Raw genomic sequence first — 24,843 nt, 5'->3', positions numbered from 1 at the left:
CACTTATCGTGACTCCATGGTGTCGGTCCAGGAGGGGCTGCACCGCCTGGCCAGGACGGTCGACGGTGCACGTTCCGTCATGGGCCGGGCACTGATCGACGCCGGGGAGGCCGCCGGGTACGCCGCGCGGACCTTCACCTCGCCGGCCGGGCTGCGCGGGCTGGCTCTGGAGAGCGCCTGGCTCGCCGCGCACGTCGCGCTCTACCCCGTCGGGCTCGCCGGCGAGACGATCCGGCCCCGCGACCGCTACCGCACGGACGACCTGGACCCGGTCCAGCGCAGCTTCGTCTGCGGCGACGTGGAGGCGGCCGGCACCCCGGTCCTGCTCATCCACGGGATCATGGACAACCGGTCGGTGTTCACCGTCTTCCGGCGCGCCCTGCGCAAGCGGGGCTTCGGCGCGGTGCACGCGATCAACTACAGCATCCTCACGGACGACCTGCGCAGCGCCGCCCGCGCCGTCGGCGAGCACGTCGAGCGGCTGCGCGAGGTCACCGGCGCCGACAAGGTGCACATCGTGGGGCACTCGCTGGGCGGGGTGATCGCGCGGTACTACGTGCAGCGCCTGGGCGGTTCGGAGTTCGTCGACTCGCTCGTCACCCTGGGCAGCCCGCACACCGGCTCCAACACCGCCTACCTGATGCCCACACCGCTCGCCCGGCAGCTGCGGCCCGGCTCCGCGGTGATGGCCGAGCTCGCGGCCCCGGCGCCGGAGTGCACCACCCGGTTCCTCGTGGTCTGGAGCCGGATGGACCAGATGGTCGTGCCGCAGCGCAACGCCCGGCTGCGCCACCCCGATCTCGACGTCACCGAGCTGGAGCTCGACGACGTCGGGCATCTCGCCCTGCCCGTCGACCCGCGCACCGTGCACGCCGTGGTGACCGGGCTCGCCCGTCGCGGAGAACTACCGATCCACCCTTTTCGCCAACGCCGGCGGCGCCGCGAACAGATCGCCGCGACGCAGGGTGAGCGTTCCTCGCCCGCGTCCTGACCCGCCGTCGTCCGATCGGCGGCTCCCTGGCACACATCCGGGGGTGGGGTTGGACGCGGCGGGGGTGGCCCGCTAGGTTCGACCCGTCCGTGTCACGGAGCGATCACGACGGCGCGGCGCCGACCCCGAACGGCGTCGAAGGGTTTCCCCGGACCCACACCGGCGCGCCCCGCAGGCACGGCGCGAAGAGAAGGGCAGGTCTTGGCGCGCCACCGCTCCCCCAGCGGCGCCCGACCGGTCCCCGAGCACGTCGCGCCCCCCCGCGCGACGGTGCGCGCGGGACACCGGCTTCCGGCGCCGCCCGCCGTGCCGCTGCGCGTGCGCGTGACCGTCGCCGCCTGTGCGGGCGGTGCACTGGTCGCGGCCGGGCAGACGGCGCTCACGGCCCTCGCCGGCCCCGCCGTCGCCGCGGACCCGTACGAGAAGCTCGCGGCCAACGCGTTGCTGCCGGTCGCGGACGAGATCACCGCCCCGGCCCCGGCCGACCCGACCCGGCCCACCACCCGGGCCGTCGGCGGCGACCAGCTCTCCGGCTCCTCGCCGCAGGCGTTGCCGGTGCTCGACGAGGAGTCCGAGCTCGACGTCGCGAGCCTCACCAAGGCCGTCGACATCGGCGAGCGGATCGCCGCGACCGCCCGGCAGATCGACGCGGCCCTGTCCGGCGGCGCCGCACAGGCCGTGCTGGAGCGCGGCGAGGCCTACGTGCTGCCGACCACCGGCCGGTTCACCTCCGGGTTCGGCGCGCGCTGGGGGGTCACGCACTACGGGATCGACCTCGCCGCCCCGATCGGCACCCCGATCTTCGCCTTCACCGACGGCGTCGTGGAGGAGTCCGGACCGGCCAGCGGCTTCGGGATGTGGGTGGTGCTGCGGCACGCCGACGGCACCCGCAGCGTGTACGGCCACATCAACCGCTCGCTGGTGAGCGTCGGGCAGCGGGTGTCGGCGGGCGAGGAGATCGCCGAGGTCGGCAACCGCGGCCAGTCCACGGGGCCGCACCTGCACTTCGAGATCTGGGACGCCGCGAAGAACAAGCTCAACCCGCTGCCGATCCTGCAGGCGATGGGCCTGAAGCTCACGGGAGACGGGGCGAACTCCCCCGACTAGTGCGGTGACCACGAACGTTCGCCGGGTGATCGCGGGATCCGGGTGGTTCCTCGCCAGGCGCCCCCGCACCGCCTGTACCGGGCGTACCGGGGTGCGGGGGCAACGCCGCGAGGGGCCGCCCGGGCCCGTGAGGACCGGTGGACGTTCGTGGTCACCGCACTAGATGGCGCGACCATGGCTCCACGACGCGCTCCGGATCGGTTGCCGAGCGCACCACGGCCCCACAACGCGATCGCACGCCCTGCCTGCAGACACCGGGCTCCAGAACGCGACCAGACGACCCGCCCGCGCGCATCACGGTTCCGGACTGCGCTCGGCCGGGTCAGAGCTTCTGCATCGGGACGCCGCCGATCAGCATGAGTCGGACCGTGCCGGCGCTGCCGAAGTCGATCGTCACGGTGGCCCGCGGGCCCACCCCGTCGGACGCGACAACCGTGCCGAGCCCGTACTTGTCGTGGTTGACCCGGTCGCCGACGTCGAGGCTCAGCTCCGAGGTCATGGTGCGCTGCGGGACCTTCCAGTCGCCGCGGTCCGTGGCGGTGGACCGGCGGCCGAACCCGAACCGGCCCACCGGGGCGGACGGCCGCTCCGGCTCCGAGCGTGCCCAGTCGACGAGCTCGGCCGGCACCTCGTCGAGGAACCGCGAGGCCGGGTTGGTGCTGGGCTGGCCGAATGCGGACCGCACGATCGCCCGGGACAGGTACAGCCGCTGCTGGGCGCGGGTGATCCCGACGTAGGCGAGCCGACGTTCCTCGGCCATCTCGTCCGGGTCCCCGAGCGTGCGCATGTGCGGGAAGATCCCGTCCTCCCAGCCGGTGAGGAACACGACCGGGAACTCCAGGCCCTTCGCGGTGTGCAGGGTCATCAGGGTGACCATGCCCTGGTCGTCGTCCGGGATGGAATCGGCGTCCGCCACCAGGGCGACCCGCTCGAGGAACGCCGCGAGCGAGCCGGGCTCGGGCGCGCCCACCTCGACGTCGCTGTCGTCCAGGTCCGCGACCGCCGCGTCGCCGGCGAACTCCCGCGCGACGGTGACCAGCTCGGCGAGGTTCTCCAACCGGGTGCCGTCCTGCGGGTCCTCGCTGGCCTCGAGGGACTCGGTGTAGCCGGTGCGGCCGTAGACGTTCTCGAGGATCTCGGCCGTGTCGTCCCCGCGGTCGACGCCCTCGCGCAGCTCGTCGAGCATCCGCTGGAAGGCGGCGATGTTGCGCTGCGAGCGGGTGGCCAGCTCGGGCAGCTTCTCCGGCTGCTCGGCCGCGACCCGCAGGGCCTGGCTGAACGAGATCCGCTGCCGCTCGGCGTGGTCCGCGACCAGGCCCTCGGCCCGGTCCCCGATCCCGCGCTTGGGCACGTTGAGGATTCGGCGCAGGCTCACCGTGTCCTCGGGGTTGGAGAGCACGCGCAGGTAGGCCAGCGCGTCCCGGATCTCCTTGCGCTCGTAGAACCGCACGCCACCGACGACCTTGTACGGCAGCCCGATCCGCAGGAACACGTCCTCGAACACGCGGGACTGCGCGTTGGTCCGGTAGAAGACGGCGATGTCGGCGTAGCGGAAATCTGCGTGCTCGATGCCGGACCCGTCCCTCGTCCGGGTGTCGACGAGCCGGTCGATCTCCTGACCGACGAAGCTCGCCTCGTCGTGCTCGTTGTCGGCGACGTAGCCGACGATCTTCTCCCCGTCGCCCTGCTCGGACCACAGCCGCTTGTCGCGGCGGTTCGGGTTGCGGGCGATGACCGCATTGGCCGCGGACAGGATGGTCTGCGTGGAGCGGTAGTTCTGCTCGAGCAGGACAGTGGTCGCGTTCGGGAAGTCCTGCTCGAACTCGATGATGTTGCGGATGTTCGCGCCGCGGAACGCGTAGATGGACTGGTCCGAGTCGCCCACCACGCACAGCTCCGCGGGCACCGCACCGGAGGTGGCGGGGGCGACGAGCTCGCGCACGAGCGCGTACTGCGCGTGGTTGGTGTCCTGGTACTCGTCGACCAGGACGTGCCGGAAGCGGCGGCGGTAGTACTCGGCCACCGCCGGCATCCGCTGCAGCAGCGCGACCGTCTCCATGATCAGGTCGTCGAAGTCGAAGGCGTTGGCCTGACGCAGCCGCTCCTGGTAGGTGGCGTAGACCTGCGCGACCCGGCGCTCGTGCTCGTTGCCGGCGCGCTGGGCGAAGTCCTCCGCCGTGATGAGCTCGTTCTTCAGGTTCGAGATCTGCGCGGCCAGCGACCGGGCGGCGAACTTCTTCGGGTCCAGCTCCTGGTCCCGCGCGACGATCCCGATCAGCCGGCGGGTGTCGTCCGCGTCGTACACCGAGAAGGCGCTGCGCACGCCCAGGTGCCTGGCCTCGCGACGCAGGATCCGCACGCACATGGAGTGGAAGGTCGACACCCACATGGCCTGCGAGCGGCGGCCCACCAGCCCGTCGACCCGCTCCTTCATCTCGGCGGCGGCCTTGTTGGTGAAGGTGATCGCCATGATCTCGCCGGGGTGCACGCCGCGCTCGGCGAGCAGCCAGCCGATCCGGTGGGTGAGCACCCGGGTCTTGCCCGACCCCGCGCCCGCGACGATCAGCAGCGGGCTCCCCGCGTGCGTGACGGCCTCGCGCTGCTTGGGGTTGAGACCCTCCAGCAGTGCCGCGCCGCGCTTCGTCTTCGGCTCGACGGGAGCCTGGGCGGGAAGTTCGAACAGAGCACTCATCGTGTCGAACACGGTACCGCCGTCCCCCGACGGAACCGGAATCGGCGCACTGGCCGCGCGCCGTGTGGCAGACTGTCCGCGTGCACCGCACCGCGTCGACGGGACGATTTCTCCACGGGTACCGGATTCCGGCACCCGCGAACGGTCCCGCCCGCTGACGCAGCAGACCCGACGCCCCGGAGTCCACGGACCCGGGGCTTCGTCCTGTCCGGGGTCGGTGGACGCACCTCACGAGGAGTAGACCGATGTCCGTGACCGACGACCACACCGCCGAGGTCCCCACCGACGTCCCGACGGACGCCGAGATCGCCGAGCTCCGCACGGAGATCGACCACCTCGACTCCGAGATCCTGCGCCTGGTCAAGCGGCGCACCGAGGTCTCGCGGCGGATCGGGACGGCGCGGATGGCGGCCGGCGGGCCGCGCATCGTCTACAGCCGGGAGATGACGGTGCTGCACCGCTTCCGGGAGCTGGGCACCGAGGGCCGTGAGCTCGCGATGCTGCTCCTGCGCCTCGGGCGCGGCCGGCTCGGCGCCCGCTGACCGGAGCGCCCGGGGCCGACGGCGGTCCTCACCCGACCCGGGCGGGGCGGAGCGGGCCGGGTCGTCCCTCCGAGGCCGGCGTCATCCCTCCGAGGCCGGCCGGCGTCGTCCGGGCGCCGGCGTCCCTCCGGGGGCCGGCGTCATCCCTCCGGGGGCCAGCGTCATCCCTCCGGGGGCCAGCGCCCGGCCAGCGCCTCCTCCACGCGCCGGGCGAGCGACTCCAGCCGGTCCCGCTCGACGTGGTCGAAGTCCTGGTCGGCCACCATCTTGCGAATCCGCTGCAGCTGGTCGCGCACGGCCTCCCGGTGCGCGTCCTGCCGCACGCACCAGGCGACCTCGGCGAGCAGGTCGACCTGGCGCGCCATCACGAACGGGTCGGAGGCACCGTAGCGGCGTGACTGCCCGAGGGCGAGCTCCAGCAGCTCGGGCAGGTCGGGGTGCCGGACGATCACGCGGACCTCGCCCGCGTCGTCGTGCAGCACCCGGGGGCCGAGGGCGTAGCCGGTGAGCGTGCACAGCAGCGCCGACGACCGCCCCAGCGCGTGCACGGCGGTGGTCGGGTCGTTGATCCCCGGGGACAGCCCCTTGGCGGCCACGTCGGCGAGCTGGCGCAGTCCGTATCCGACGTCCTGCGCGGCGGTCCGCTCGGAGGCCGTCACGACCGCCGCCCGGACCCGTTCGGCCAGCGCCTCGCCGTCCGTCGCGTCGGGCGCGTACGCCGGGTCACCGTGCGGCCACCAGGTGCCCAGCGGCGTGCCGGCCACGACCGAGCCGCCCGGTGCCCGGTCGAGCACGACGACGGCCCCGTGGCGGACCGCCGCCTCCAGCAGGCCGTCCTCGTCCACGCTGACCACGAAACCGGACTCGCCCGCCTCGAGCGGCTGCTCGCAGGCGGGGCGGACGGGGAGCCGGGGCGGCCCCTCCGCGGGGTCCCTGCGGCCCAGTGCGGCCTCGGCCGTCGCCTCCGCCTCCCGCTGCACCCGGGTCACCATCTCCTCGGGCCGGATCTGCCGGGCGAGGTGGGCGAGGAAGAGCACGAGCGCGATCACCGAGACGATCCCCAGCACCAGACCCAACGTGACCGACACCTGCGGCACGAACTGCCGCCCCTGGTCACCGCTGCGCACGGTGCGGAGGACGGTGAGCGCGTAGACGAACGTCCCCAGGAACAGGGCCAGCGTCGCGTGCACGACCCGGTCGCGGCTGAACGTCCGCAGCAGCCGCGGGGAGAACTGGCTGCTGGCCAGCTGCAGGGTGACGACGGTCAGCGAGAAGGTCAGCGAGGTCACCGTGATCAGGGAGCTCGCGATCACGTCGAGGACGTTGCGGGCGGCCTCGGGTCCGCCCCCGAACAGGAACGAATCCGACCACGCGGGCATGTCGTCGGCGAGCCCCCGGTCGACGCGGGGCAGGAGCACCCCGGCGGTGATCGCGACCACGACCGCCGCCGCGGGGAGCGGCCACAGCTGCGCCCGCAGCGCCTCGGCCAGGAAGCCGGCCCGTCCCCGCCGTCGTGTCGACTCCATCCAGTCCTCCCCTTCCGACCGTCTCCACGGAGCACGGCACCACAGCTCGGGCGGGTGTGCCGCCCGGGTCCGGCGACCGGCGGGTACCACCCCCTGCCGGGCCGGACCGCCCGCACCCGGGAAACACCCGCACGGACCAGCGCAGCCGTGGCACTGTGGTGTCCATGGGGATCGTCTTCTCGCTCATCGCACTCGTCGGGTTGCTGGCCGCCCTCGGACACGTCGGCTACGTCGCGATGCTGAGCAACGCCGCCAAGAAGAAGGGCGCGGCCGGCGCCGACATCGCCGCCTACACCCGCAGCCGGCTGCCGGTCGCCGTCGGGGCCTCCGGTGTGGCGCTGCTCGGCCTGCTCGTCACGAGCGGCCCGAGCCTCACCGCGGACGTCATCGGCATGCTGCTCGCGGCCGGTGGCGGAGTCGTGGGCTACCGCGGCCTGCAGCAGGAGCGCGCGAAGTACCCGACCTCCCGCTGAGGGGTCCGGGTACGGGCTGCCCGTGTCGAGTCCCGACGTGACGCTACGTCATATCGGTCCGCCACTTCGTCACGCTTCGTGAGCGCGTGACTCCGGGCGTGCAGACCCCCTCCCACCTGCGCGAATCAGCCCCACTGCCGCGATCGTGCACCGAGCGGCGCACGGCCAGCGGTCGCCCCTCCTCGACGAGCGGAGTTCACCCGAACGAGCTACCCGCGGCGAGCGGGCGAATGACACTTGGTGAACGCACCGTGACTCCGGTAGACCTGTCCAGGTCGCTCCCCGCACTCCTGAGGAGGTCCGCCGGTCGTGGCCACGTTCGAGCACCGCGTCGGCAACCCGCTGCCGCCCGAGAACCCCGTGACGGTGGCGGAGCTGCTGCGCCGCGGCGTCCCCGCCCCGCGCGCGTCCGCCGGCCAGGGCCCGGCGGCGCAGGAGGGGCCCGGCGAGCGCGACGCCGACCGCAGGCCGCTGCCCCGGATCCCCGCGCCACGGCCCGCGCACGAGGACCTGCTCGGCCCGGTCGCCGGCACGTCGGGTTCCCCGGCCGCCGCGCCGATCGAGCCCGGAGCGGCGGCCGCGGGCGCCACGACGGGCAGCCACGCGCTGCCCGAGCCGGAGGACCCGCGACCCAGCCAGATCATCTCCGTCGGCGCCCTCCTGCGTCGCGAGGGCCGCGCCCCGCACGCCCTCGACCGACCCATCCAGCCGCGCCCCGCGCAGCTCGGCCGGCGCGCCCACCCCGGCGCCCGCCGCGCCGCCGTCGCCGCGGGGGCCCTCGTCGCCACCGGCTCGGTGCTCGCCGCGGCCGTCCTCACCGATACCTCCCACCGCAGCTCGGAGGCGCAGGCGGCGGCGGACGGCAGCTTCCCCGGCATGTCCCTGCGCGACGGCATCGGGGGCGCACTGGTCGGCGGCGTCGGCGGGCTGGACGCGGGTCGGTCGGCGCCGACCTCCTGGATGACCGTGGCGTTCCCGTCGGCGCTGGTCGACCCCGGCACCGCGAGCGCGCTCGGCGGCCGGGTCGTCGGAACGGTTACCCCGGGCGGCACGGGCTCGGTCGCCGGGCCGGTCGCCGTGGCGCCCGCGGGCGGCATCGGCACGGGCGCGGCGCCGGTGGGCGGCGGGACGGGCGGATCCGCGCCGGTCGGGAACGTGCTCGACCCGGTCCTCGGTGGCGGTTCCACCGGCAGCGGGACGCCGGGCGGGCCCACCGGCGGCAGTGGCGCGGACGGCGGCAGCGTCGTGGGCGATCTCGTCGGCGGTGTCGGCAGCGGGGTCGGCGCGATCGGCGGCAGCGTCGCCGAGCCCGTGGGCGAGGTGCTCACACCGGTCACCGGCTCGGTCGGCGGCCGCGTGATCGAGCCCGTGACCTCGACGGTCGGCGACGGTGTCGTCCGCCCGGTGACCGGGACGGTCGGCGGTGTCGTGGGCGGCGTCGACTCCGCCGCCGCACCGCTCGCCCCCGTGACCCGGGGGGTCACCGGCGCCGTCGAGACCGTCGGCCGGACCGCCGCACCCGTGCTCACCCCGGTCGAGCAGACCGCGCAGCAGGTCGTCGAGTCCGTGACGCCCGTGGTGCAGCCGGTCGCGCAGGTCGCGACCGGGACCGTCGGTGCCGTCGGCGGGGCCGTCTCCTCGGCCGTCGCGCCGGCCGCCGCGCCGCTCGCCGGTGCTGTCGGGCCGCTCACCACGCCGGTCGTCGACGACGTCGTCGCCCCGGTGACCGAGAACGTCGTCGCCCCGGTCACGGGCGCGCTGAAACCCGCCGTGACGCCGCTCGCCGACGTCCTCGAACCGGTCACCACCCCCGTGCTGTCCGCAGCGGCCCCGCTCACCGCGCCCCTGCTGGACGCGACGGCGCCGGTCACCGACCCGCTGCTGAAGGCGGCCGCGCCGGTCACCGGCCTGCTCGACACCTCGGCGGCGACCCGGCCCACCTCGGCTGCTCCCGCGCCCGCCGCGCAGGGTGGGCGGAGCGCGGCGCCGGCCCCTGTCTCGCGGGTCGTGGAGACCGCGACGAGCGCCGCCCCGGCCCCGGTCCAGGACGTGACCGCCACGGTCGGGCGCGTCGCGGCGCCGGTGCAGGAGACGGTCGGCGGGCTGCTGGGGAGCCGGTCCGGGTCGCAGGGCGGGCCCTCGGCGTCCGGCTCGGGCGACCCCACCGGGAGCGGTTCGCGGTCCGGGAGCGCGCAGGCCGCGTCGGACCCCGTCCCGAACGCCCGCTCCTCCGGTTCACGCGGAACCGGCTCGTCCTCCGGCGCCCGGGCCTCCGGTGCGGACGGCTCGGGCTCGGGCGGGTCCGACTCCCAGGGCTCCGGTCCGTCCTCCGGCTCCGGCGGCTCCGGCTCGGACGACTCCCGCTCCGGCGGCTCGTCCTCCGGCTCGCGGAACTCCGCCGGCTCGGACTCCCTGCTCCGCTCGACCTCCGAGGGCGTCGGCGACGCGGCGAGGACGGTCACCGGCGGCCTGGAGGGCACCACCGGGGCCGTGGGTGGGCTGCTCGGCGGCAGGTGAGCACCTCGTGATCGAAGGCCCGCTCCACGGATCCGGAGCGGGCCTCGGTCCGCCCCCCGCGATCCTCCGACTCGGGCGCCCTCCCGACACCCGGACCGCCGGATCGCGCGGCGTCCCGGCACTGTCCCGGGCCGTCACACCAACCGGCGGTCCGAGGCCCAGCGGGAGAGCTCGTAGCGGTTGGACAGCTGCGTCTTGCGCAACACGCTGGACACGTGCGTCTCGACGGTCTTCACCGAGATGAACAGCTCGCCGGCGATCTCCTTGTACGCGTAGCCGCGGGCCAGCAGCCGCAGCACGTCCCGCTCCCTGCGGGTGAGCAGGTCGAGCTCCGGGTCGACGGCGGGGGCCGCGCCGGGCCGGTCCGAGAAGGCGTCGAGCACGAAGCCCGCCAGGCGGGGCGAGAACACGGCGTCGCCCGCCCGCACGCGCCGCACCGCGTCGCCCAGCTCGCGCGCGGAGATCGTCTTGGTGACGTAGCCGCGCGCCCCCGCCCGGATCACGGCGATGACGTCCTCGGCGGCGTCGGAGACGCTCAGCGCCAGGAACACGACGTCGGGCTGCGCCGGCCGCACCCGGGCGAGCACGGCCGCGCCGCCGCCGTCGGGCATGTGCACGTCGAGGAGCACGACGTCGGGCTTGAGGTGCCCGATCCCGGCCACGGCCTCGTCGACCGATCCCGCCTCGCCCGCCACCTCGATCGGCGGATCCCCCGCGGCACCGCGCTCCAGCTCGGCGCGGACGCCGGCCCGGAAGAGGCCGTGGTCGTCGACGAGGAAGACCGTGATCGGCTCGGTCACCGCTGTCTCGGTCATGCGTCCTCCCGCTCGGCCTCGATCGTCATCTCCAGGTGCACCTCGGTGCCCTCGCCCGCCGCGCTGCGCAGCCGGACCGTGCCGCCGTGCCGGCCCATCCTGCCGTGCACCGAGTCGGCGAGCCCGTGCCGGTCCTCGGGCACGGCGTCGGGGTCGAAGCCCTTGCCGCGGTCCCGCACGAACACGTGCACCTCGGTCCGCTCGGACTCCGCCTCCACCTCGGCGTACACGCTCACCTCGTCCACCCCCGCGTGCTTGGCCGCGTTGACCATCGCCTCCCGGGCCGCCAGGACCAGCGCGCGCAGGTCGCCGTCGGAGTCGCCGAGCGGATGGTCCCCGACGATCACCGGGTTCACCGTGACCGCGTAGGTGTCCTCGATCTCGCCGGCCGCGGCCTGCAGCGCCGACGCGAGGGTCTCCCCCGGCGGCCCCGGCCGCTCGCCCCCGCGCCCGTAGCCCGCGGGCCCGTACAGCCAGTGCCGCAGCTCCCGCTCCTGGCCGCGGGCCAGCCGCTGCACCTCGCGCGGGTCGTGCGACTGCTTCTGGATCAGGGCGAGCGTCTGCAGCACCGAGTCGTGCAGGTGCGCGGCGAGCTCCGCCCGCTCGGCCGTGACGATCCGCTGCCGCCGCTCCTCGCCGAAGTCGCGGGCGAGCCGCACCCACCAGGGCACGGTGAGCACCGCGACGCCGACCAGGGTGGCGAGCACGGCGAGCACGCCGAACTGCAGCTGCCCGAGGTCGAGGTTGCCCAGCAGGAACACGGTGATGCCGGCGGCGACGAACACCCCGCCCGCGATCACCCGCAGCACGGCGGTGCGGCCGCCCCCGAGGAACCCGCTGCGGGCGCCGCTGGTCCAGCGCCGCCGCTGGGCCTCGTCCGCCTCGCGCCAGACGACGGCCGCGCCGAGGGCCGCCACGCCGAGCGGGCCGACGATCCAGCCGACGACCTGGTTCTGCATCGCCGCCCCGGCCAGGCCGATGCCCAGGCCGAGCGCGGCGAGCCCCATCGCCTGCTGCCGCTCCGTGACCGAGACCTGCCGGGTGACGTCGGCGGCCTCCTGCCGCACGAAGACCCACAGCAGGCCGTAGGCGATCACGCCGGCACCGTTGGTCGCCGCGAGCACGACGAAGGCGACCCGCACCCACAGCACGTTGACGCCGAGGTGGTCGGCGACCCCGCCGGCGACGCCCGCGAGGAGCCGGCCGGAGCGGCGGCGCGCGAGCGGGGCGGCGCGGGTGGCTGGGCTGGTCACCACCCCATCGTCACACGCGGGGGAACCCCGGACACCGGGGTCGTCCCCGGGGCTTCTCGGGGTCCTCCCCGATACCGTGGGTGCGCGCGGGCGGGGAGGGTCGGCGGTATGAACAGCACCGACGTCGGGACGACGTTGCGGGACATGTGGGAGACCCGCCCGTCGCGGCCGCGACGGGACCGCAAGGTCGCCGGCGTGGCCGCCGCACTCGCCCGCCGCTACGACATCGATCCGGTCCTCGTGCGCGTCGGGTTCGCCGTCGCCGCCTTCTACGGGATCGGGATCGCCCTCTACCTCGCCGGATGGGTCCTGCTCCCGGCGGCCGACCGGGACGACCCGCTCGACGGCGCCGCCACCGCCGGGGCCGCGCGCTCCTCCGGCCGCACCGCGCCGCCGCTGGTGATCGCCGGTCTGGTCCTGGCCCTGCTGCTGACCAGCGGGATGTTCTGGGGCAACGACGGCAGCGTCGTCCTGCCCGCCCTGGCGGTCCTGGTGCTGCTCTTCCTGCTGCACCGCAGCCGCGGGCATCTCGGCATCCGCGGCGGGGGCGCGGCCGGGGGCGCGGTCGACGCCCCGACCACGCGGACCCCGGCCGACGGCGTGGTCGACGAGGACGCCCCGGGCGACACGGCCGACGGCCCCGCGCGGGACGCGCACGACCGGGTCCCCGATCCGCTGCTGGACCGCGGCACCCCGCCCGCCTGGGACCCGCTCGGCGCGGCCCCCTTCGCGTGGGACCTGCCGGAACCGTCACCGCCCGCGCCCGATCCGGCCCCGGCGCCCGCGCGCAGCCGGGTCACCCCGGTCACGCTGGCCCTGGCCCTGCTCGGCGGCGGGATCGCGGGCGCGGTCGTGCTGCTGACCTCCGGCCTGGCCGGGCTGCCCGTGGTGTTCGCGACCGCTCTGGCCGTCCTCGGGGTGGGGCTCGTCCTCGGCGCGTTCACCCGTGGCGGCCGCGGTCTCATCCCGTTCGCGCTGCTTCTGGCCGTGCTGACGTGGGCCTCGTTGGTGGTCAAGGTGCCGCTGGCGAACTTCGCCGCCGGGGTGGGCGACATCCGCGTCGCCCCCACCGCGCCCGCCGCGCTGGCCCCGAGCTACGAGCGGGGCGCGGGAACTATCGAGCTGGACCTGCGCCGGCTCGACCTGGGCGTCCCGCCCGGTGAGCCCGCCGTCCCGGTCCGCACCTCCGCGAGCGTGAGCGTGGGCGACATCCGGGTGTTCGTGCCGCGCGACGCCGACGTGACCCTCACCGGCCACGTCGACCTCGGCGAGATCACCTTCGACGGGACGAGCCACAGCAGCCCGGACGCCGAGCTCACCGTCACCGACGATCTGGGCGCGGACGGGGTCCGCTCCGGGCGCCCGCTCGTCCTCGACCTGACCGGGGGCGCCGCCTCCGTGGAGGTGCAGCGTGTCTGAGCAGGAGCAGAACATCCAGCAGGAGCGGGCCGCGGTCCGCCGGATACCCGACCCGCTGGCCCTGGTCGTCGGGCTGGTCAGCCTGGGAATCGCCGGGTCGGGGTTCCTCGGCCGCGCACCCGACCTGTCCGGCTTCGACCCGCGCTGGCTGCTCGCCGCCGGGGCCGTGGCGCTGGGCCTGGTGCTGCTGGTCGCGAGCGTCCGGAAGCGCTGACACGCCCGTGCGCGGTCAGTGGTGCGAGAGCACTACTGACCGCGCACAGCGGCGGAGCCGCTCACTCCGGCACAGCGGCGGAGCCGCTCACTCCGGCACAGCGGCGGAGCCGCTCACTCCGGCACAGCGGCGGAGCCGCTCACTCCCACTCGATGGTGCCCGGCGGCTTGCTCGTGACGTCCAGGACGACCCGGTTGACCTCGGCGACCTCGTTGGTGATCCGGGTGGAGATCCGCTCGAGGACCTCGTAGGGCAACCGGGTCCAGTCCGCGGTCATGGCGTCCTCGGAACTGACCGGCCGCAGGACGATCGGATGGCCGTAGGTTCGGCCGTCGCCCTGGACCCCGACCGACCGGACGTCGGCCAGCAGGACGACCGGGCACTGCCAGATCGACCGGTCCAGGCCGGCGACCGTGAGCTCCTCCCGGGCGATCGCGTCGGCCTGGCGCAGGGTCTCCAGCCGCTCGGCGTCGACGGCGCCGATGATCCGGATCCCCAGGCCGGGCCCGGGGAACGGCTGGCGCTGCACGATCACCTCGGGCAGCCCGAGCTGGGCACCGACCGCGCGGACCTCGTCCTTGAACAGCGCCCGCAGCGGCTCGACCAGTGCGAACTCGATGTCCTCCGGCAGGCCGCCGACGTTGTGGTGGCTCTTGATGGTCGCCGTGCCGGACCCGCCGCCGGACTCCACGACGTCCGGGTAGAGGGTGCCCTGGACGAGGAACCCGACATGCTCCTCCGCCGCGACCTCGCCGGTCGCGGCCTCGAACACCCGGATGAACTCCCGACCGATGATCTTGCGTTTCTCCTCGGGGTCGGTGACCCCGGCGAGGGCGTCGAGGAACCGCTCCCGCGCGTCGACGGTGTGCAGGTTCGCGCCGGTCGCGGCCACGAAGTCCTTCTCCACCTGCTCGCGCTCGCCGGCCCGCAGCAGCCCGTGGTCGACGAACACACAGGTCAGCCGGTCGCCGATGGCGCGCTGCACGAGCGCGGCGGCCACGGCGGAGTCGACGCCGCCGGAGAGCCCGCAGATCGCCCGCCCGTCGCCGATCTGGGCGCGGATCGCCTCGACGGTCTCGTCGATGATCGACGCGGTGTTCCAGGTCGGGGTGATCCCGGCGATCTCGTGGAGGAAGCGGCGCAGCACCTCCTGGCCGTGCGGGGAGTGCCCGACCTCGGGGTGGTACTGCACGCCGGCCAGCCGCCGCTCGCGGTTCTCGAAGCCTGCGACCGCGACCCGGTCGGTCGACGCCGTGACCGTGAACCCCTCCGGCGCGCGGGTGACCGAGTCCCCGTGGCTCATCCACACGGGGTGGCTGCTCGGCAGTCCGTCGTGGAGCACCCCGGCGTCGCGCGTGAGGTGCACCTCGGTACGGCCGTACTCGCGGGTCCCGTCCGGCGCGACCTCGCCGCCGAGCGCCTGCGCCATCGCCTGGAAGCCGTAGCACATGCCGAACACCGGGATGCCGGCCTCGAACAGCCGCCCGTCGACCCGCGGCGCGCCCTCGGCGTACACGCTGGACGGGCCGCCGGACAGCACGACGGCGGCGGGGCGGCGCGCGACGATCTGCTCGACCGGCGTCTCGGCCGGGACGATCTCGGAGTACACCTGCGCCTCGCGCACGCGACGCGCGATCAGTTGGGCGTACTGGGCGCCGTAGTCGACGACGAGGACGGTGGGGTTCTCCACGCGGTCCAGCGTAATCGGCGACGCGCGTCACCCGGCCCGGCGCCCGCGGGCCGCCCGCCACGGCGGGCGGCTGTGGAAGGGTGGCGGGGTGAACGGCGAACCGGACGGACGTCCCGTACCCGCCCGGGGCCGATGACACCGCCGCCGTCCGCGACACCCCCGCCGACACCCCCGCCGACACCGCCGTCGACACCGCCGTCGACTCGGGCGGCGACCTCGACTCCGGCGGGAACACCGGCACCGGGGCCGCACCCGTACGACGAGATGCGCGACGCGACCGGTGCCGTCCGCGCGCCGTGGACCGGGCTCGCCGGCGTCCTGGACGGCGCCGGGCCTGCCGGGTTGGCGGCCCGCCGCGAGCACACCCTGCGCCTGCTCGCCGACGACGGCGTGGCCCACCACCCGCCCGGCGCCGAGGCCGAGCAGCTCTGGGAGCTCGACCCGCTCCCCCTGGTGTTCGACGACGTGGAGTGGGCGGGCCTGGAACGCGGGGTGGCGCAGCGGGCCGAGCTGCTCGACCGGCTGCTGGCCGACCTCTACGGCCCCCGGCGGGTGCTGACCCGCGGGCTGCTGCCGGTCGAGGTCGTCGACGGGCACCCCGGCTACCTGCACGGCTGGCGCCGCCCGGCCGGTTCCGCGCCGCGGCGCGAGCTGTTCCTGTCCGGGGTCGACCTGGGCCGCGGACCCGACGGGTGGACGGTCCTCGGCGACCGGGTGCAGGCCCCGTCGGGGGCGGGCTACGCGATGGCGAACCGCCGGGTGGTCGCGCGTGTGCTGTCCGCCCTGCACCGCCGCTCGCGGATCCGCCGGCTGGGTCCCTTCTTCGAGGCCGTCCGGGCCGGCCTGCAGGCCGGCCGCGACGACCGGCGGATCGTGTTGCTGCACCCCGGGCCCGACGCCGAGACCGCCTACGAACAGGCGCTGCTGTCCTCGCTGCTCGGCCTGCCCCTCGTGCTCGGCTCCGAGCTCACCGTGCGCGACGGCCGCCTCTGGCAGCACTCGCTCGGCCGGCTCGACCCGGTCGACGTCGTGCTCCGCCGGCTCGACGCGGAGTGGTGCGACCCCCTCGACCTGCGCCCGGACTCCCGGCTGGGCGTGCCCGGCCTGCTCGAGGCCGCCCGGCTCGGCACCGTCACGGTGCTCAACGGGCTGGGCGCGGGTGTGGCGGAGAACCCCGGTCTGGTGCCCTTCCTGCCCACGCTGTGCCGGGAGCTGCTCGGCGAGGACCTGCTGCTGCCCGGCGTGCCGACGTGGTGGTGCGGCGACCCGGCCTCCCTCTCGCACGTCCGGGCACGTCTCGGCGAACTGGTCCTCACCCCCGTCGCGCGGGGCCACGCGCCCGTCCGCGGCGCCGACCTCGACGCCGGGGAGCGGGACGCGCTGCTCGCCCGGATCGGGGCCGAGCCGCACGCGTGGGCCGCGCGGCACGAACCCGCGCTGTCCACGGCGCCGGTCGTGACCGACTCCGGGGCCGAGCCCCGGCCCGTCACGCTGCGGACCTTCGCCGTCGCCTCCGGGGAGGGCTGGGAGGTGCTCGACGGCGGGCTGGGCGCGGTCCGCACCGGCGGCGGCGGACCGCTGGAGGGGGTCGCCACGCCGGCGAAGGACGTTTGGGTGGTCGGCGAGCGGCCGGAACGCACGGCCCCCGGGGTCCCGGACGAGGCGGTCGCCGCGACCGCCCCGGCCGGCGTCTCGCCACGGGTGGCGGAGGACCTGTTCTGGCTGGGCCGCTACGCCGAGCGGGCCGAGGACACGGCCCGCCTGCTGCGCGCGGTCACGGACCGGTGGGCGGACTTCCGGACCTCGCCCGAACCGGCGGGCGCCGGGGCGCTGCGCGCGCTGCTCGTCGCCACCTCCGAGATCACCCGCACGGAACCGGGCTTCGCCGCACTGCCCGCCGACGAGGACCCGGGCGCGGAGCTCCACTCCCTGCTCTACGACCGGAACCGCCCCGGCACCCTCGGCTTCGCCGTGCACCGGCTCACCCGGGCCGCGCAGGCGGTGCGCGAGCAGCTCTCCACCGACACCTGGCTCGTGCTCGGCCGGCTCGACACAGTGCTGCAGCGCCTCGCCGCCGCACCCGAGCCCGACACCGGGGACGTGTCCGAGGCGTTGAACCGGGTGCTCGAGGGCCTGCTCGCGCTGGCCGGCATCACCGCGGAGAGCCTGGTCCGCGACGCCGGCTGGCGGCTGCTCGACGCGGGCCGGCGGGTGGAACGGGCCCAGCACGTCGTCGCGCTGCTGGCCGCGACGCTCTGCGACGCCCCGCGGGGGCCCGCGGACGGGCTGGTGGTGGAGTCGGTGACGATCGTGGCGGAGAGCGTGATCACCCATCGCCGGCGCAACGCGGGCCGTCCGGGAATCGCGCCGCTGCTCGACCTGCTGCTCGCCGACCGGGACAACCCGCGCGCCGTCGCGCACCAGCTCGACCGGCTCGCCGACGATCTCGCCCACCTGCCGGGTGCCGTCCCGGGATCGTTCGACGCCGCCGTCGCCCGGCTCGCGGCCGCCGACCCCGCCGCACTCGCCGCACGGGACACCGCGGACGGCACCCGCCCGGCGCTGCGCGCGCTGCTCGCCGGGCTCGGCGCCGACCTCGACCGGGTCGCCGGGGACATCGCCGCCGCACACTTCGCCCCGGGTCCCGCCCCGCACCCGTACGACCTGCTGGCGGCCCCGTGACCACGTACCGCGTCACGCACCGCACCGCCTACGACTACTCCGGCGAGGTCACCACCAGCTTCGGCCGGGCCCACCTGCTCCCGCGCACCCAGCCCGACCAGCGGTGCCCGGACGCCCGGGTGGTGGTCGAGCCGGCGCCGGACGAGCTGCGCGAGCACGTCGACGCCCTCGGCAACCGGTCGACCTACTTCTGCGTCCGCACCCCGCACCGTGCGCTCACCGTGCTGGCCGAGAGCACCGTGACGGTCGACCGGGCCGTGGTGCCGCCGGCCCTGCGCGCCTGGGAGGAGGTGCGCGACCGGAAGGACCTCGACGCCCGGCCCTACGCCCTGCCCTCGCCCCGGCTCCCCGCGCAGGCCGAGGTCGCCCGCTACGCCGCGCCCTCCTTCCCACCCGGGCGACCACTGGGCGAGGCCGCCGCGGACCTGTGCCGGCGCATCCACGCGGACTTCGCCTACGTGACCGGCTCGACGACGGTCCGCTCCACCGTGACCGACCTGCTCTCCGGCGGCGAGGGCGTCTGCCAGGACTTCGCGCACCTCGCGGTGGCCGCGCTGCGCTCCCGCGGGCTGCCCGCCCGCTACGTCAGCGGCTACCTGGAGACCCGCCCGCCGCCCGGGCAGCCGAAGCTGCGCGGGGTCGACGCCTCGCACGCCTGGTTCTCGGTCTGGACCGGTGACGGCTGGCTCGACCTCGACCCGACCAACGACCGCGTCGTCGACGACTCCTACGTCGTGCTCGCCCACGGCCGCGACTACGGCGACGTGCCCCCGCTCAAGGGCGTGCTCTTCGCGGACTCCGCCCGCAGCACGATGGCCGTGGCGGTCGATCTGGAGCGTGTGGAGCCGGGCGTGATCGGGTAACGGGCCCCGTGCGCGCCTTCGCCTGCCCCCACTGCTCCGCCCTGGTGTTCTTCGAGAACTCGGTGTGCCTCACCTGCGGCACGGAGATCGGGTTCTCCCGTGCGGAGCGGACCGTCGTGCGTGCGCAGGGCCGGCACCGGTGCGCGAACCGCCGGACCGCCACCTGCAACTGGTTCGCCGACGGGCCGGGCGCGCTGTGCGACTGCTGCGCGCTCACCCGGACCCGGCCCGCCGACGACGACGCCGCGGGCCTGGCCGCCTTCGCCCTCACCGAGCAGGCCAAGCGGCGGCTGCTCTACCAGCTCGACGACCTCGCGCTGCCCGTCGTCGGCCGGGACGCGGGGAGGGGCGGGGACCCACGCGGCGGGCTGGCCTTCGATCTGCTCTCCAGCACCCACGAGCCGGTGACGACCGGACACGCGAGCGGCGTCGTCACCCTCGACCTGGCCGAGGGCGACGCCGGGTACCGCGAGCGGATGCGCGTGCAGCTCGCCGAGCCCTACCGGACCCTGCTCGGGCACCTGCGGCACGAGACCGGGCACTGGTACTGGGAGGTGCTGGTCGACCGCCCCGGTCGCAACGACGACTTCCGCGCGCTGTTCGGCGACGAGCGCGAGTCCTACGCCGACGCCCTGGAGCGGCACTACTCGTCCGCGCCCCCCGGGGGGTGGGAGGATCGGTACGTCAGCTCGTACGCCACGGCGCACCCGTGGGAGGACTGGGCGGAGACCTTCGCCCACTACCTGCACATCCGCGACACCTCGCAGACCGCGGCGGCCTTCGGGATCAGCGTGCAGGGCCCTCTCGACGCCCGCGAGGACCTCACCTCCGAGCCGCACGAGTCCGAGAAGGACTTCGACGCGATCGCCGCCGCCTGGCTCCCGCTGACCTACGCGCTCAACGCCGTGAACCGCTCGATGGGCCACGCCGACCTCTACCCCTTCGTGCTCGCCCCGACCGTGCTGGACAAGCTGCGGTTCGTGCACGAGCTCGTCGTCGCGCGACCCGCCTACGTCCCCGTCTCCCCGCCGGCCTGACCCGCCAGCCGCTCCCCGCCGTCGAGCAGCAGGCCCAGGCCGAACTCCCAGGTGTCGTCGGAGTACTCCTCGTCGAACCCGCCCTTCTCCCAGATCCGTCCGCACGGCCACCACCTGACTGCCGCCGTGCGCGGTCGACGGTGCCGGAGCACCACCGACCGCGCACGGGCCCGCAGTGTCACCAGCGCGGGCCGGTGGGGTCGACCCCGAGCAGGGCCTTGCCGACCATCTCGTGGGTGAACGCGTCCGTGCCGGGGTGGAAGCGGGCGGCCCGGACGTCGCGGGAGAGCCGCTCCAGCTCGGTACCCGCCCGGTAGGACGCCCCGCCGACCACCTCGCAGGCGGTGTCGACGACGCTCGTGGCGGCCCGGGTCGCCCGCCACTTCGCGCTGAGCACGTGCACGCCCCACATCGGGCCGTGGTCCACCCCCGAGACCCAGTCGCGGGCCAGCGCGTCGAGCTGGGCACGGGCCGCCGACAGCTCCAGGTGCATGGCGGCGACCTGGTGCTGGACCAGCGGATGGTGGGCGAACGTGCCGCGGGGCAGCGCGATCGAGGTGCGGGTCCGGGCGTGGGCGACGGCCAGCTCCAGGGCGCGCTCGGCGACGCCGACGTACACGTTCGCGATCAGGGTCAGCGCCCACACCTGCATCGTCCCGACCACCGGGTCGTCGGACGGCCCGGCCGGGACGGTGCGCAGGACGTCGGCGTCGGCGAGGAACACCCCGTCGAGCACGGTGTCGTGGCTCTCGGTGGCCCGCATGCCCTGGGCGTCCCAGTTGCGCACGGTCCGCAGGCCGGCGGCGCCGCGCGGCACGAACCCGTGCACGACGACGGGTGCGGCCGGGTCCGAGGAGTCCATCGCGTGCACGCCGAGCAGGTCCCAGTGCTCGCCCAGCGAGCCGAACATCTTGCGGCCGTCGATCCGCCAGCCGCCCCGGACGCGTGTGGCCCGGGTCGTGGAGAGGGCGACGGGCACGTCGTTGCCGGCCTCGGCATGCCCGGACGCGAGGACCCGGTCCTCGGCGGTCCAGCGCAGGACGGGCTCGGCGGCGTCGACCCCGCGGGCCGCGAGATCGGCCGCCGTGCCCACCCAGTAGTGGTGCATGCAGGTGGAGAGGGCCGTGGCCGGGGAGAAGCGCGCCATCCGGCGCTGCTCCGCGGCGAGTGCGGCCAGGTCGAGGCCGCGGCCGCCCCGGTCGGCGGGCAGCGCGGCCTTCAGCCAGCCCGCCGCCCGGAGCGCGGCGAGGTCGTCGGTCGCGTAGGTGCCGGTGGCGTCGTGCCGGGCGGCGCGCTCCCGGAAACCGGTGAGCAGGTCGTCGGTGAGGCGGTCGTCGGTGAGGCGGTCGTCGGTGAGCGCCGTGCGCTCGAGGGTCGTGGTCATGGCCCGGAACGCTAGGAACCGGCGGGGGTGCACGGCGTCGGGCGAACTCTCCATCGGACGCTCCATCCGGGATGGAGCATTCCGCCGACGTGGCCCCGGCCTGCGCGTCCCTAGCGTCCCCCCCGGTCAGCAGAGCACGACCGAGGAGGTCTTCGTGTACATCCGGATCGTCACCTTCGGCATCACCGTTCCCGCAGAGGCGTACGCCGCTCACGCCGAGGCCGTGGCCCCCGCCTTCACCACCTGGCCCGGCCTGCTCGGGAAGTGGTGGCTCGCCGACGCCGGCAGCGGCGTCCACGGCGGCGTCTACCTCTTCGCCGACCGGGCGGCCGCGGACCGCTCCCGGCTCACCGACACGTTCCGGGCGATGGCGGAGAGCCCCGCCTTCACCGACCTCACGGTCCGGGAGTTCGAGGTCCTCGGTCCGCCGACGGCCGTGACCGCGCCGGACCTCGCGGCCGCGGCCTGAGATCAGGCCGTTCGCCCGGTTCCGGGCGGCGCGGCCGGCCCTACCCTGTCGGCGTGCCGGGTGACGACGCTCCTCCGCTGGTCGCGGACCGTCTCGCGGCGTCGCGCGCCGCCGAGCTCGTCGGCCGCGCGGTGGAGCAGCGGACCCTCGCCTCCTGGCTCGATCCCGCGGGTCCGGCGGTGGGGTTCGTGCACGGCCCCGGCGGCATCGGGAAGACGTCGCTGGTCCGGGGCACGCTGACCCGGCTGGGCCGACCGTGGGTGGAGCTGGACGCCCGCGAGGTCGAACCGACCCCGGCCGGCGCCCTGTCGGCGCTGGGCCGCGCGCTCGGACGGCCGGTCGGCAGCCCGGCGGAGGTGTCGCGCGCGATGTCCGCGCTCGGCACCGAGGTGCTGGTCGTCGACTCCTACGAGCGCTGGAACCTGCTCGACGGCTGGCTGCGCGCCGAGCTCGTCGCGGCCTTCCCTGCCCGGGTGACCACGCTGCTGGTGGGGCGGCGGCCGCCGAACCTGATGTGGCGGACCTCCCCCGGCTGGCGGCCGCTCGTCGCCGAGCTCGCGGTCGGCCCGCTGCGGCCCGACGACCTCGACGAGCTGTTGCGCCGCCGGGGACTCGCGCCGGGACCGCGCGCGTGGGTGGGCGGGCTGGCCCACGGGCACCCGCTGGCCGCGGCCATCGCCGCCGAGGCCCTGCAGCGCTCGGGCGGGGCGCCGGCACCCGCCCCGGGCACCACCGGCGAGGTCGCGGAGGAGTTGTTCGAGGTCCTGCTCGACGACCTCGACCCGGCCGAGCTCGAGGTGGTCGAGGCGGCGACCGTGCTGCGCCGCGTGACCCGCCCGCTGCTGCGCTCGGTGCTCCCCGGACACGACGCCGACCGGGCCTGGTCCGCGCTGCGGCGGATCCCGCTGACCCGGGTCTCCGACTCCGGCCTGGAGCTCGCCGGGGTCGCCCGCGCCGTGGCGCTCGACGCGCTGGAACGCCGCGACCCCGACCGGGTCCGCGCGCTGCGGACGCGGGCGGCGCACGCCATTCTCGACGGCCCGGCCGCGGACCCGCACAGCCCCGACTGGGAGACCACCGCGGACCTCATGCACCTGGTCCGGAACCCGGTGATCCGCAACGCCTACGCGCCCCCGGGCGGGCTGCAGCACCCGGCGGAGCGGGCGTGGCCCGAGGACGGGGCGGCGATCCTGGCGATCGCGTCCCGGTTCACCGGCGCCGCCGGGGCGGCGCTCACCGAGACCTGGTGGCGGGAGCGGCCGCAGGACTTCCACGTCACCCGGGCGGCCGCGGGTGTCGTCGCGTTCAGCACCGTCGCGGTGCACGACGAGATCGTGGAGGCCCCGCTGCGTGCCGACCCGGTGCTCCGCGCGGTGACCGAGCACCTGCGCCGGCATCCTCCGCCGCCGGGCAGCCGCGCGTTGCTGGTGCGGTCGATGCTGGGGCACCGGCACGGCGAGCTCACCTCGCCGGAGGTCGCGACGCTCGTCGTCGACCTCAAGCGCTCCTATCTGGAGCACCGCGCCACGCTCCGGCGCGTCTACACCGCGGTCCACGAGTGGGAGGCGGTCGCGCCGCTGCTGCGGGTGATGGGCTTCGTGCGCACGGAGACGGAGCGTGCGGAGTCGACCATCCCACCCCGGACGGAGCCTGCGGAGTCGACCGTCCCGCCCGGCACGCTCGCCGTGGGCGGGCTCCCCCACCACCTGGCCGTCCTGGACTTCGGGCCCGCGGGCCTCGACGGCTGGATCGCCCGGCACGTCCTCGACGAGCAGCGGCCGGCGGCGAAGGACGAGCCGCCGCGTCCGCCCGTCCTCGAGCTCACGCCCCGCGAGCAGGAGGTCCTCTCCCTGCTGGCCTCGGGCATGACCAACGTGGAGCTGGCCCGCACGCTCTTCATCAGCGAGCGCACCGCCAACCGGCACGTCAGCAACATCTACACGAAGCTCGGCGTACGGAACCGGGCCGAGGCGACGAGGGTGGCCGTCGAGGCCGGGATCGCCTCCTGACCCGTCAGGCCCGGACGGTCAGCCCGACCCGCTGGAACTCCTTGAGGTCCGAGTAGCCGGTCTTCGCCATGGCCCGGCGCAGGGCACCGAAGATGTCGACCGTGCCGTACGGCGTGGAGGACGGGCCGAACAGCACCTGCTCCAGCGTGCGGTCCGACGGGGCGAAGCCCGTGACGTCCGAGCGCGGCAGCGACGGGTGCGCGGCGGCGGAGGTCCAGTAGAGACCGTCGGCGGGGGCGTCGGCCGAGTCGGCGAGCTGCTCGCCGAGCATCACCGCGTCCGCGCCGCAGGCGATGGCCTTGGCGACGTCCCCGGAGCCGTTGATGCCGCCGTCGGCGATCACGTGGACGTACCGGCCGCCGGTCTCGTCGAGGTAGTCGCGGCGGGCCGCGGCCGCGTCGACCAGTGCGGTCGCCATCGGGACGCCGATGCCCAGCACGTCGTCCGTGGTGGTGGCCGAGGACTCGCCGTACCCGACGATCACGCCGGCCGCGCCGGTGCGCATCAGGTGCATCGCCGTGCGGTAGTCACCCACACCGCCGGCGACCACCGGTACGTCGAGCGAGTTGATGAAGTCCTTGAGGTTGAGCGGCTCACCCTTGCTGACGTGCTCGGCAGAGATGATGGTGCCCTGCACGACCAGGATCTCGACGCCCCCGGCCAGCAGGGCCGGCGTGAGCTCGCGGGCCCGTTGCGGGCTGACCCGGACCGCCACCGTGACACCCGCGTCCCGGACCGTGCGCAGCGCCTCGGCGAGCAGGTCCTCCTGGATCGGGGCGGCGTGCAGCTCCTGCAGGGTGCGGACCGCGGCGCTCGGGTCGTCCGAGTCCGCCGCCTCGACGACCCGGGCGATCGCACCGGCGGCGTCGGCGTGCCGGGCCCACAGGCCTTCGGCGTTGAGCACCGACAGCCCGCCGAGCTTGCCGATCGCGACCGCGGTGGCCGGCGAGACCACCGCGTCCGTCGGGTGCGTGACGAGCGGGATCTCGAACCGGTAGGCGTCGAGCTGCCAGGTGGTCGAGACCTCCTGCGAGCTCCGCGTCCGCCGCGACGGCACGATCTCGACCTGGTTCAGGTCGTAGGCACGCCGGGCCTCCCGGCCCATCCCGATCTCCACGAGGTCCCGCACGGGTGACCAGCGTAGAGGAGCGGGCCGGGGG

Annotated in this window: 20 protein-coding genes; 12 read left to right on the top strand and 8 right to left on the bottom strand. The window is 75.4% G+C overall.

What is annotated here, in order from left to right; translation table 11 throughout:
* Positions 1 to 16 precede the first annotated feature (16 nt).
* Both ACL02T_RS18740 and ACL02T_RS18735 read left to right on the top strand, forming a co-directional pair.
* Entirely contained in the window at positions 17 to 991 is a 975-nt protein-coding gene (locus tag ACL02T_RS18740) for an esterase/lipase family protein (RefSeq protein ID WP_412832004.1), read from the top strand.
* A 201-nt stretch (positions 992 to 1,192) separates the two neighbouring features.
* Positions 1,193 to 2,098 carry a M23 family metallopeptidase gene (locus ACL02T_RS18735; RefSeq protein ID WP_412832003.1) on the top strand — a complete coding sequence of 302 codons (906 nt, stop codon included), beginning with the start codon at positions 1,193 to 1,195 and terminating at the stop codon, positions 2,096 to 2,098.
* Positions 2,099 to 2,420: 322 nt separating this feature from the next.
* On the opposite strand, the gene pcrA is transcribed toward ACL02T_RS18735, so the two are convergent.
* A complete protein-coding gene (gene pcrA, locus ACL02T_RS18730; RefSeq protein ID WP_412832002.1) occupies positions 2,421 to 4,790 on the bottom strand; it encodes a DNA helicase PcrA in 2,370 nt (789 codons plus the stop codon).
* Positions 4,791 to 5,035: 245 nt separating this feature from the next.
* On the opposite strand from pcrA, the gene ACL02T_RS18725 reads away from it, so the two are divergent.
* On the top strand, positions 5,036 to 5,332 hold the full coding sequence (locus ACL02T_RS18725) for a chorismate mutase (RefSeq protein WP_412832001.1): 297 nt from the start codon (positions 5,036 to 5,038) through the stop codon (positions 5,330 to 5,332).
* Between the two features lie 161 nt (positions 5,333 to 5,493).
* Here ACL02T_RS18725 and ACL02T_RS18720 read toward each other — a convergent pair whose 3' ends face one another.
* Positions 5,494 to 6,858: a DUF2254 domain-containing protein gene (locus ACL02T_RS18720; RefSeq protein ID WP_412832000.1), complete on the bottom strand. Its 1,365-nt coding sequence runs from the start codon at positions 6,856 to 6,858 to the stop codon at positions 5,494 to 5,496.
* A 164-nt stretch (positions 6,859 to 7,022) separates the two neighbouring features.
* On the opposite strand from ACL02T_RS18720, the gene ACL02T_RS18715 reads away from it, so the two are divergent.
* Positions 7,023 to 7,331: a hypothetical protein gene (locus ACL02T_RS18715; protein WP_412831999.1), complete on the top strand. Its 309-nt coding sequence runs from the start codon at positions 7,023 to 7,025 to the stop codon at positions 7,329 to 7,331.
* A 309-nt stretch (positions 7,332 to 7,640) separates the two neighbouring features.
* On the top strand, positions 7,641 to 9,848 hold the full coding sequence (locus ACL02T_RS18710) for a hypothetical protein (RefSeq protein WP_412831998.1): 2,208 nt from the start codon (positions 7,641 to 7,643) through the stop codon (positions 9,846 to 9,848).
* Between the two features lie 134 nt (positions 9,849 to 9,982).
* Here ACL02T_RS18710 and ACL02T_RS18705 read toward each other — a convergent pair whose 3' ends face one another.
* Both ACL02T_RS18705 and ACL02T_RS18700 read right to left on the bottom strand, forming a co-directional pair.
* The gene (locus ACL02T_RS18705; RefSeq protein ID WP_412831997.1) at positions 9,983 to 10,663 is read right to left on the bottom strand and encodes a response regulator; all 681 of its coding nucleotides are present in this window, start codon (positions 10,661 to 10,663) and stop codon (positions 9,983 to 9,985) included.
* Entirely contained in the window at positions 10,660 to 11,916 is a 1,257-nt protein-coding gene (locus tag ACL02T_RS18700) for a PspC domain-containing protein (RefSeq protein WP_503129095.1), read from the bottom strand. Before ACL02T_RS18700 ends, ACL02T_RS18705 begins: the two co-directional genes overlap by 4 nt.
* 108 nt (positions 11,917 to 12,024) lie before the next feature.
* On the opposite strand from ACL02T_RS18700, the gene ACL02T_RS18695 reads away from it, so the two are divergent.
* Complete coding sequence (locus ACL02T_RS18695) at positions 12,025 to 13,335, top strand: PspC domain-containing protein (protein WP_412831995.1); 1,311 nt, start codon at positions 12,025 to 12,027, stop codon at positions 13,333 to 13,335.
* The gene (locus ACL02T_RS18690; RefSeq protein WP_412831994.1) at positions 13,328 to 13,549 is read left to right on the top strand and encodes a hypothetical protein; all 222 of its coding nucleotides are present in this window, start codon (positions 13,328 to 13,330) and stop codon (positions 13,547 to 13,549) included. Before ACL02T_RS18695 ends, ACL02T_RS18690 begins: the two co-directional genes overlap by 8 nt.
* 139 nt (positions 13,550 to 13,688) lie before the next feature.
* Here ACL02T_RS18690 and guaA read toward each other — a convergent pair whose 3' ends face one another.
* Positions 13,689 to 15,239 (bottom strand): glutamine-hydrolyzing GMP synthase, encoded by a 1,551-nt coding sequence (guaA, locus tag ACL02T_RS18685; protein WP_412831993.1) that lies wholly within the window; start codon positions 15,237 to 15,239, stop codon positions 13,689 to 13,691.
* Positions 15,240 to 15,503: 264 nt separating this feature from the next.
* Between guaA and ACL02T_RS18680 the strand changes: the two genes are divergently transcribed.
* Genes ACL02T_RS18680 through ACL02T_RS18670 form a run of 3 tightly spaced genes read left to right on the top strand, consistent with a single transcriptional unit; the run spans position 15,504 to position 19,821 of the window.
* Positions 15,504 to 17,921 (top strand): circularly permuted type 2 ATP-grasp protein, encoded by a 2,418-nt coding sequence (locus ACL02T_RS18680; RefSeq protein WP_412831992.1) that lies wholly within the window; start codon positions 15,504 to 15,506, stop codon positions 17,919 to 17,921.
* The gene (locus ACL02T_RS18675) at positions 17,918 to 18,784 is read left to right on the top strand and encodes a transglutaminase family protein (protein ID WP_412831991.1); all 867 of its coding nucleotides are present in this window, start codon (positions 17,918 to 17,920) and stop codon (positions 18,782 to 18,784) included. The genes ACL02T_RS18680 and ACL02T_RS18675 overlap by 4 nt, the downstream gene beginning before the upstream one ends.
* A gap of 8 nt (positions 18,785 to 18,792) precedes the next feature.
* Entirely contained in the window at positions 18,793 to 19,821 is a 1,029-nt protein-coding gene (locus ACL02T_RS18670; protein ID WP_412831990.1) for a zinc-binding metallopeptidase family protein, read from the top strand.
* Here the strand turns inward: ACL02T_RS18670 and ACL02T_RS18665 are convergent.
* Both ACL02T_RS18665 and ACL02T_RS18660 read right to left on the bottom strand, forming a co-directional pair.
* Positions 19,794 to 20,003, bottom strand: coding sequence for a hypothetical protein (locus ACL02T_RS18665; RefSeq protein ID WP_412831989.1), 210 nt, complete (start codon positions 20,001 to 20,003; stop codon positions 19,794 to 19,796). The genes ACL02T_RS18670 and ACL02T_RS18665 overlap by 28 nt on opposite strands.
* On the bottom strand, positions 20,000 to 21,205 hold the full coding sequence (locus ACL02T_RS18660) for an acyl-CoA dehydrogenase family protein (protein ID WP_412831988.1): 1,206 nt from the start codon (positions 21,203 to 21,205) through the stop codon (positions 20,000 to 20,002). The genes ACL02T_RS18665 and ACL02T_RS18660 overlap by 4 nt, the downstream gene beginning before the upstream one ends.
* A gap of 154 nt (positions 21,206 to 21,359) precedes the next feature.
* Here ACL02T_RS18660 and ACL02T_RS18655 point away from each other — a divergent pair, with 154 nt between their 5' ends.
* Together ACL02T_RS18655 and ACL02T_RS18650 are read left to right on the top strand one after the other, a co-directional pair.
* Positions 21,360 to 21,674 carry a YdhR family protein gene (locus tag ACL02T_RS18655; RefSeq protein ID WP_412831987.1) on the top strand — a complete coding sequence of 105 codons (315 nt, stop codon included), beginning with the start codon at positions 21,360 to 21,362 and terminating at the stop codon, positions 21,672 to 21,674.
* Between the two features lie 53 nt (positions 21,675 to 21,727).
* Positions 21,728 to 23,683 carry a LuxR C-terminal-related transcriptional regulator gene (locus tag ACL02T_RS18650; RefSeq protein ID WP_412831986.1) on the top strand — a complete coding sequence of 652 codons (1,956 nt, stop codon included), beginning with the start codon at positions 21,728 to 21,730 and terminating at the stop codon, positions 23,681 to 23,683.
* Positions 23,684 to 23,687: 4 nt separating this feature from the next.
* Here the strand turns inward: ACL02T_RS18650 and ACL02T_RS18645 are convergent, their stop codons facing one another.
* Entirely contained in the window at positions 23,688 to 24,812 is a 1,125-nt protein-coding gene (locus ACL02T_RS18645; protein WP_412831985.1) for a GuaB3 family IMP dehydrogenase-related protein, read from the bottom strand.
* Positions 24,813 to 24,843 lie beyond the last annotated feature (31 nt).

The organism is Pseudonocardia oceanicola (assembly GCF_047200735.1).
Lineage (GTDB): Bacteria > Actinomycetota > Actinomycetes > Mycobacteriales > Pseudonocardiaceae > Pseudonocardia.
Note: the sequence above shows the minus strand (reverse complement) of the source record. Positions and strands in the feature narration are given on the sequence as shown.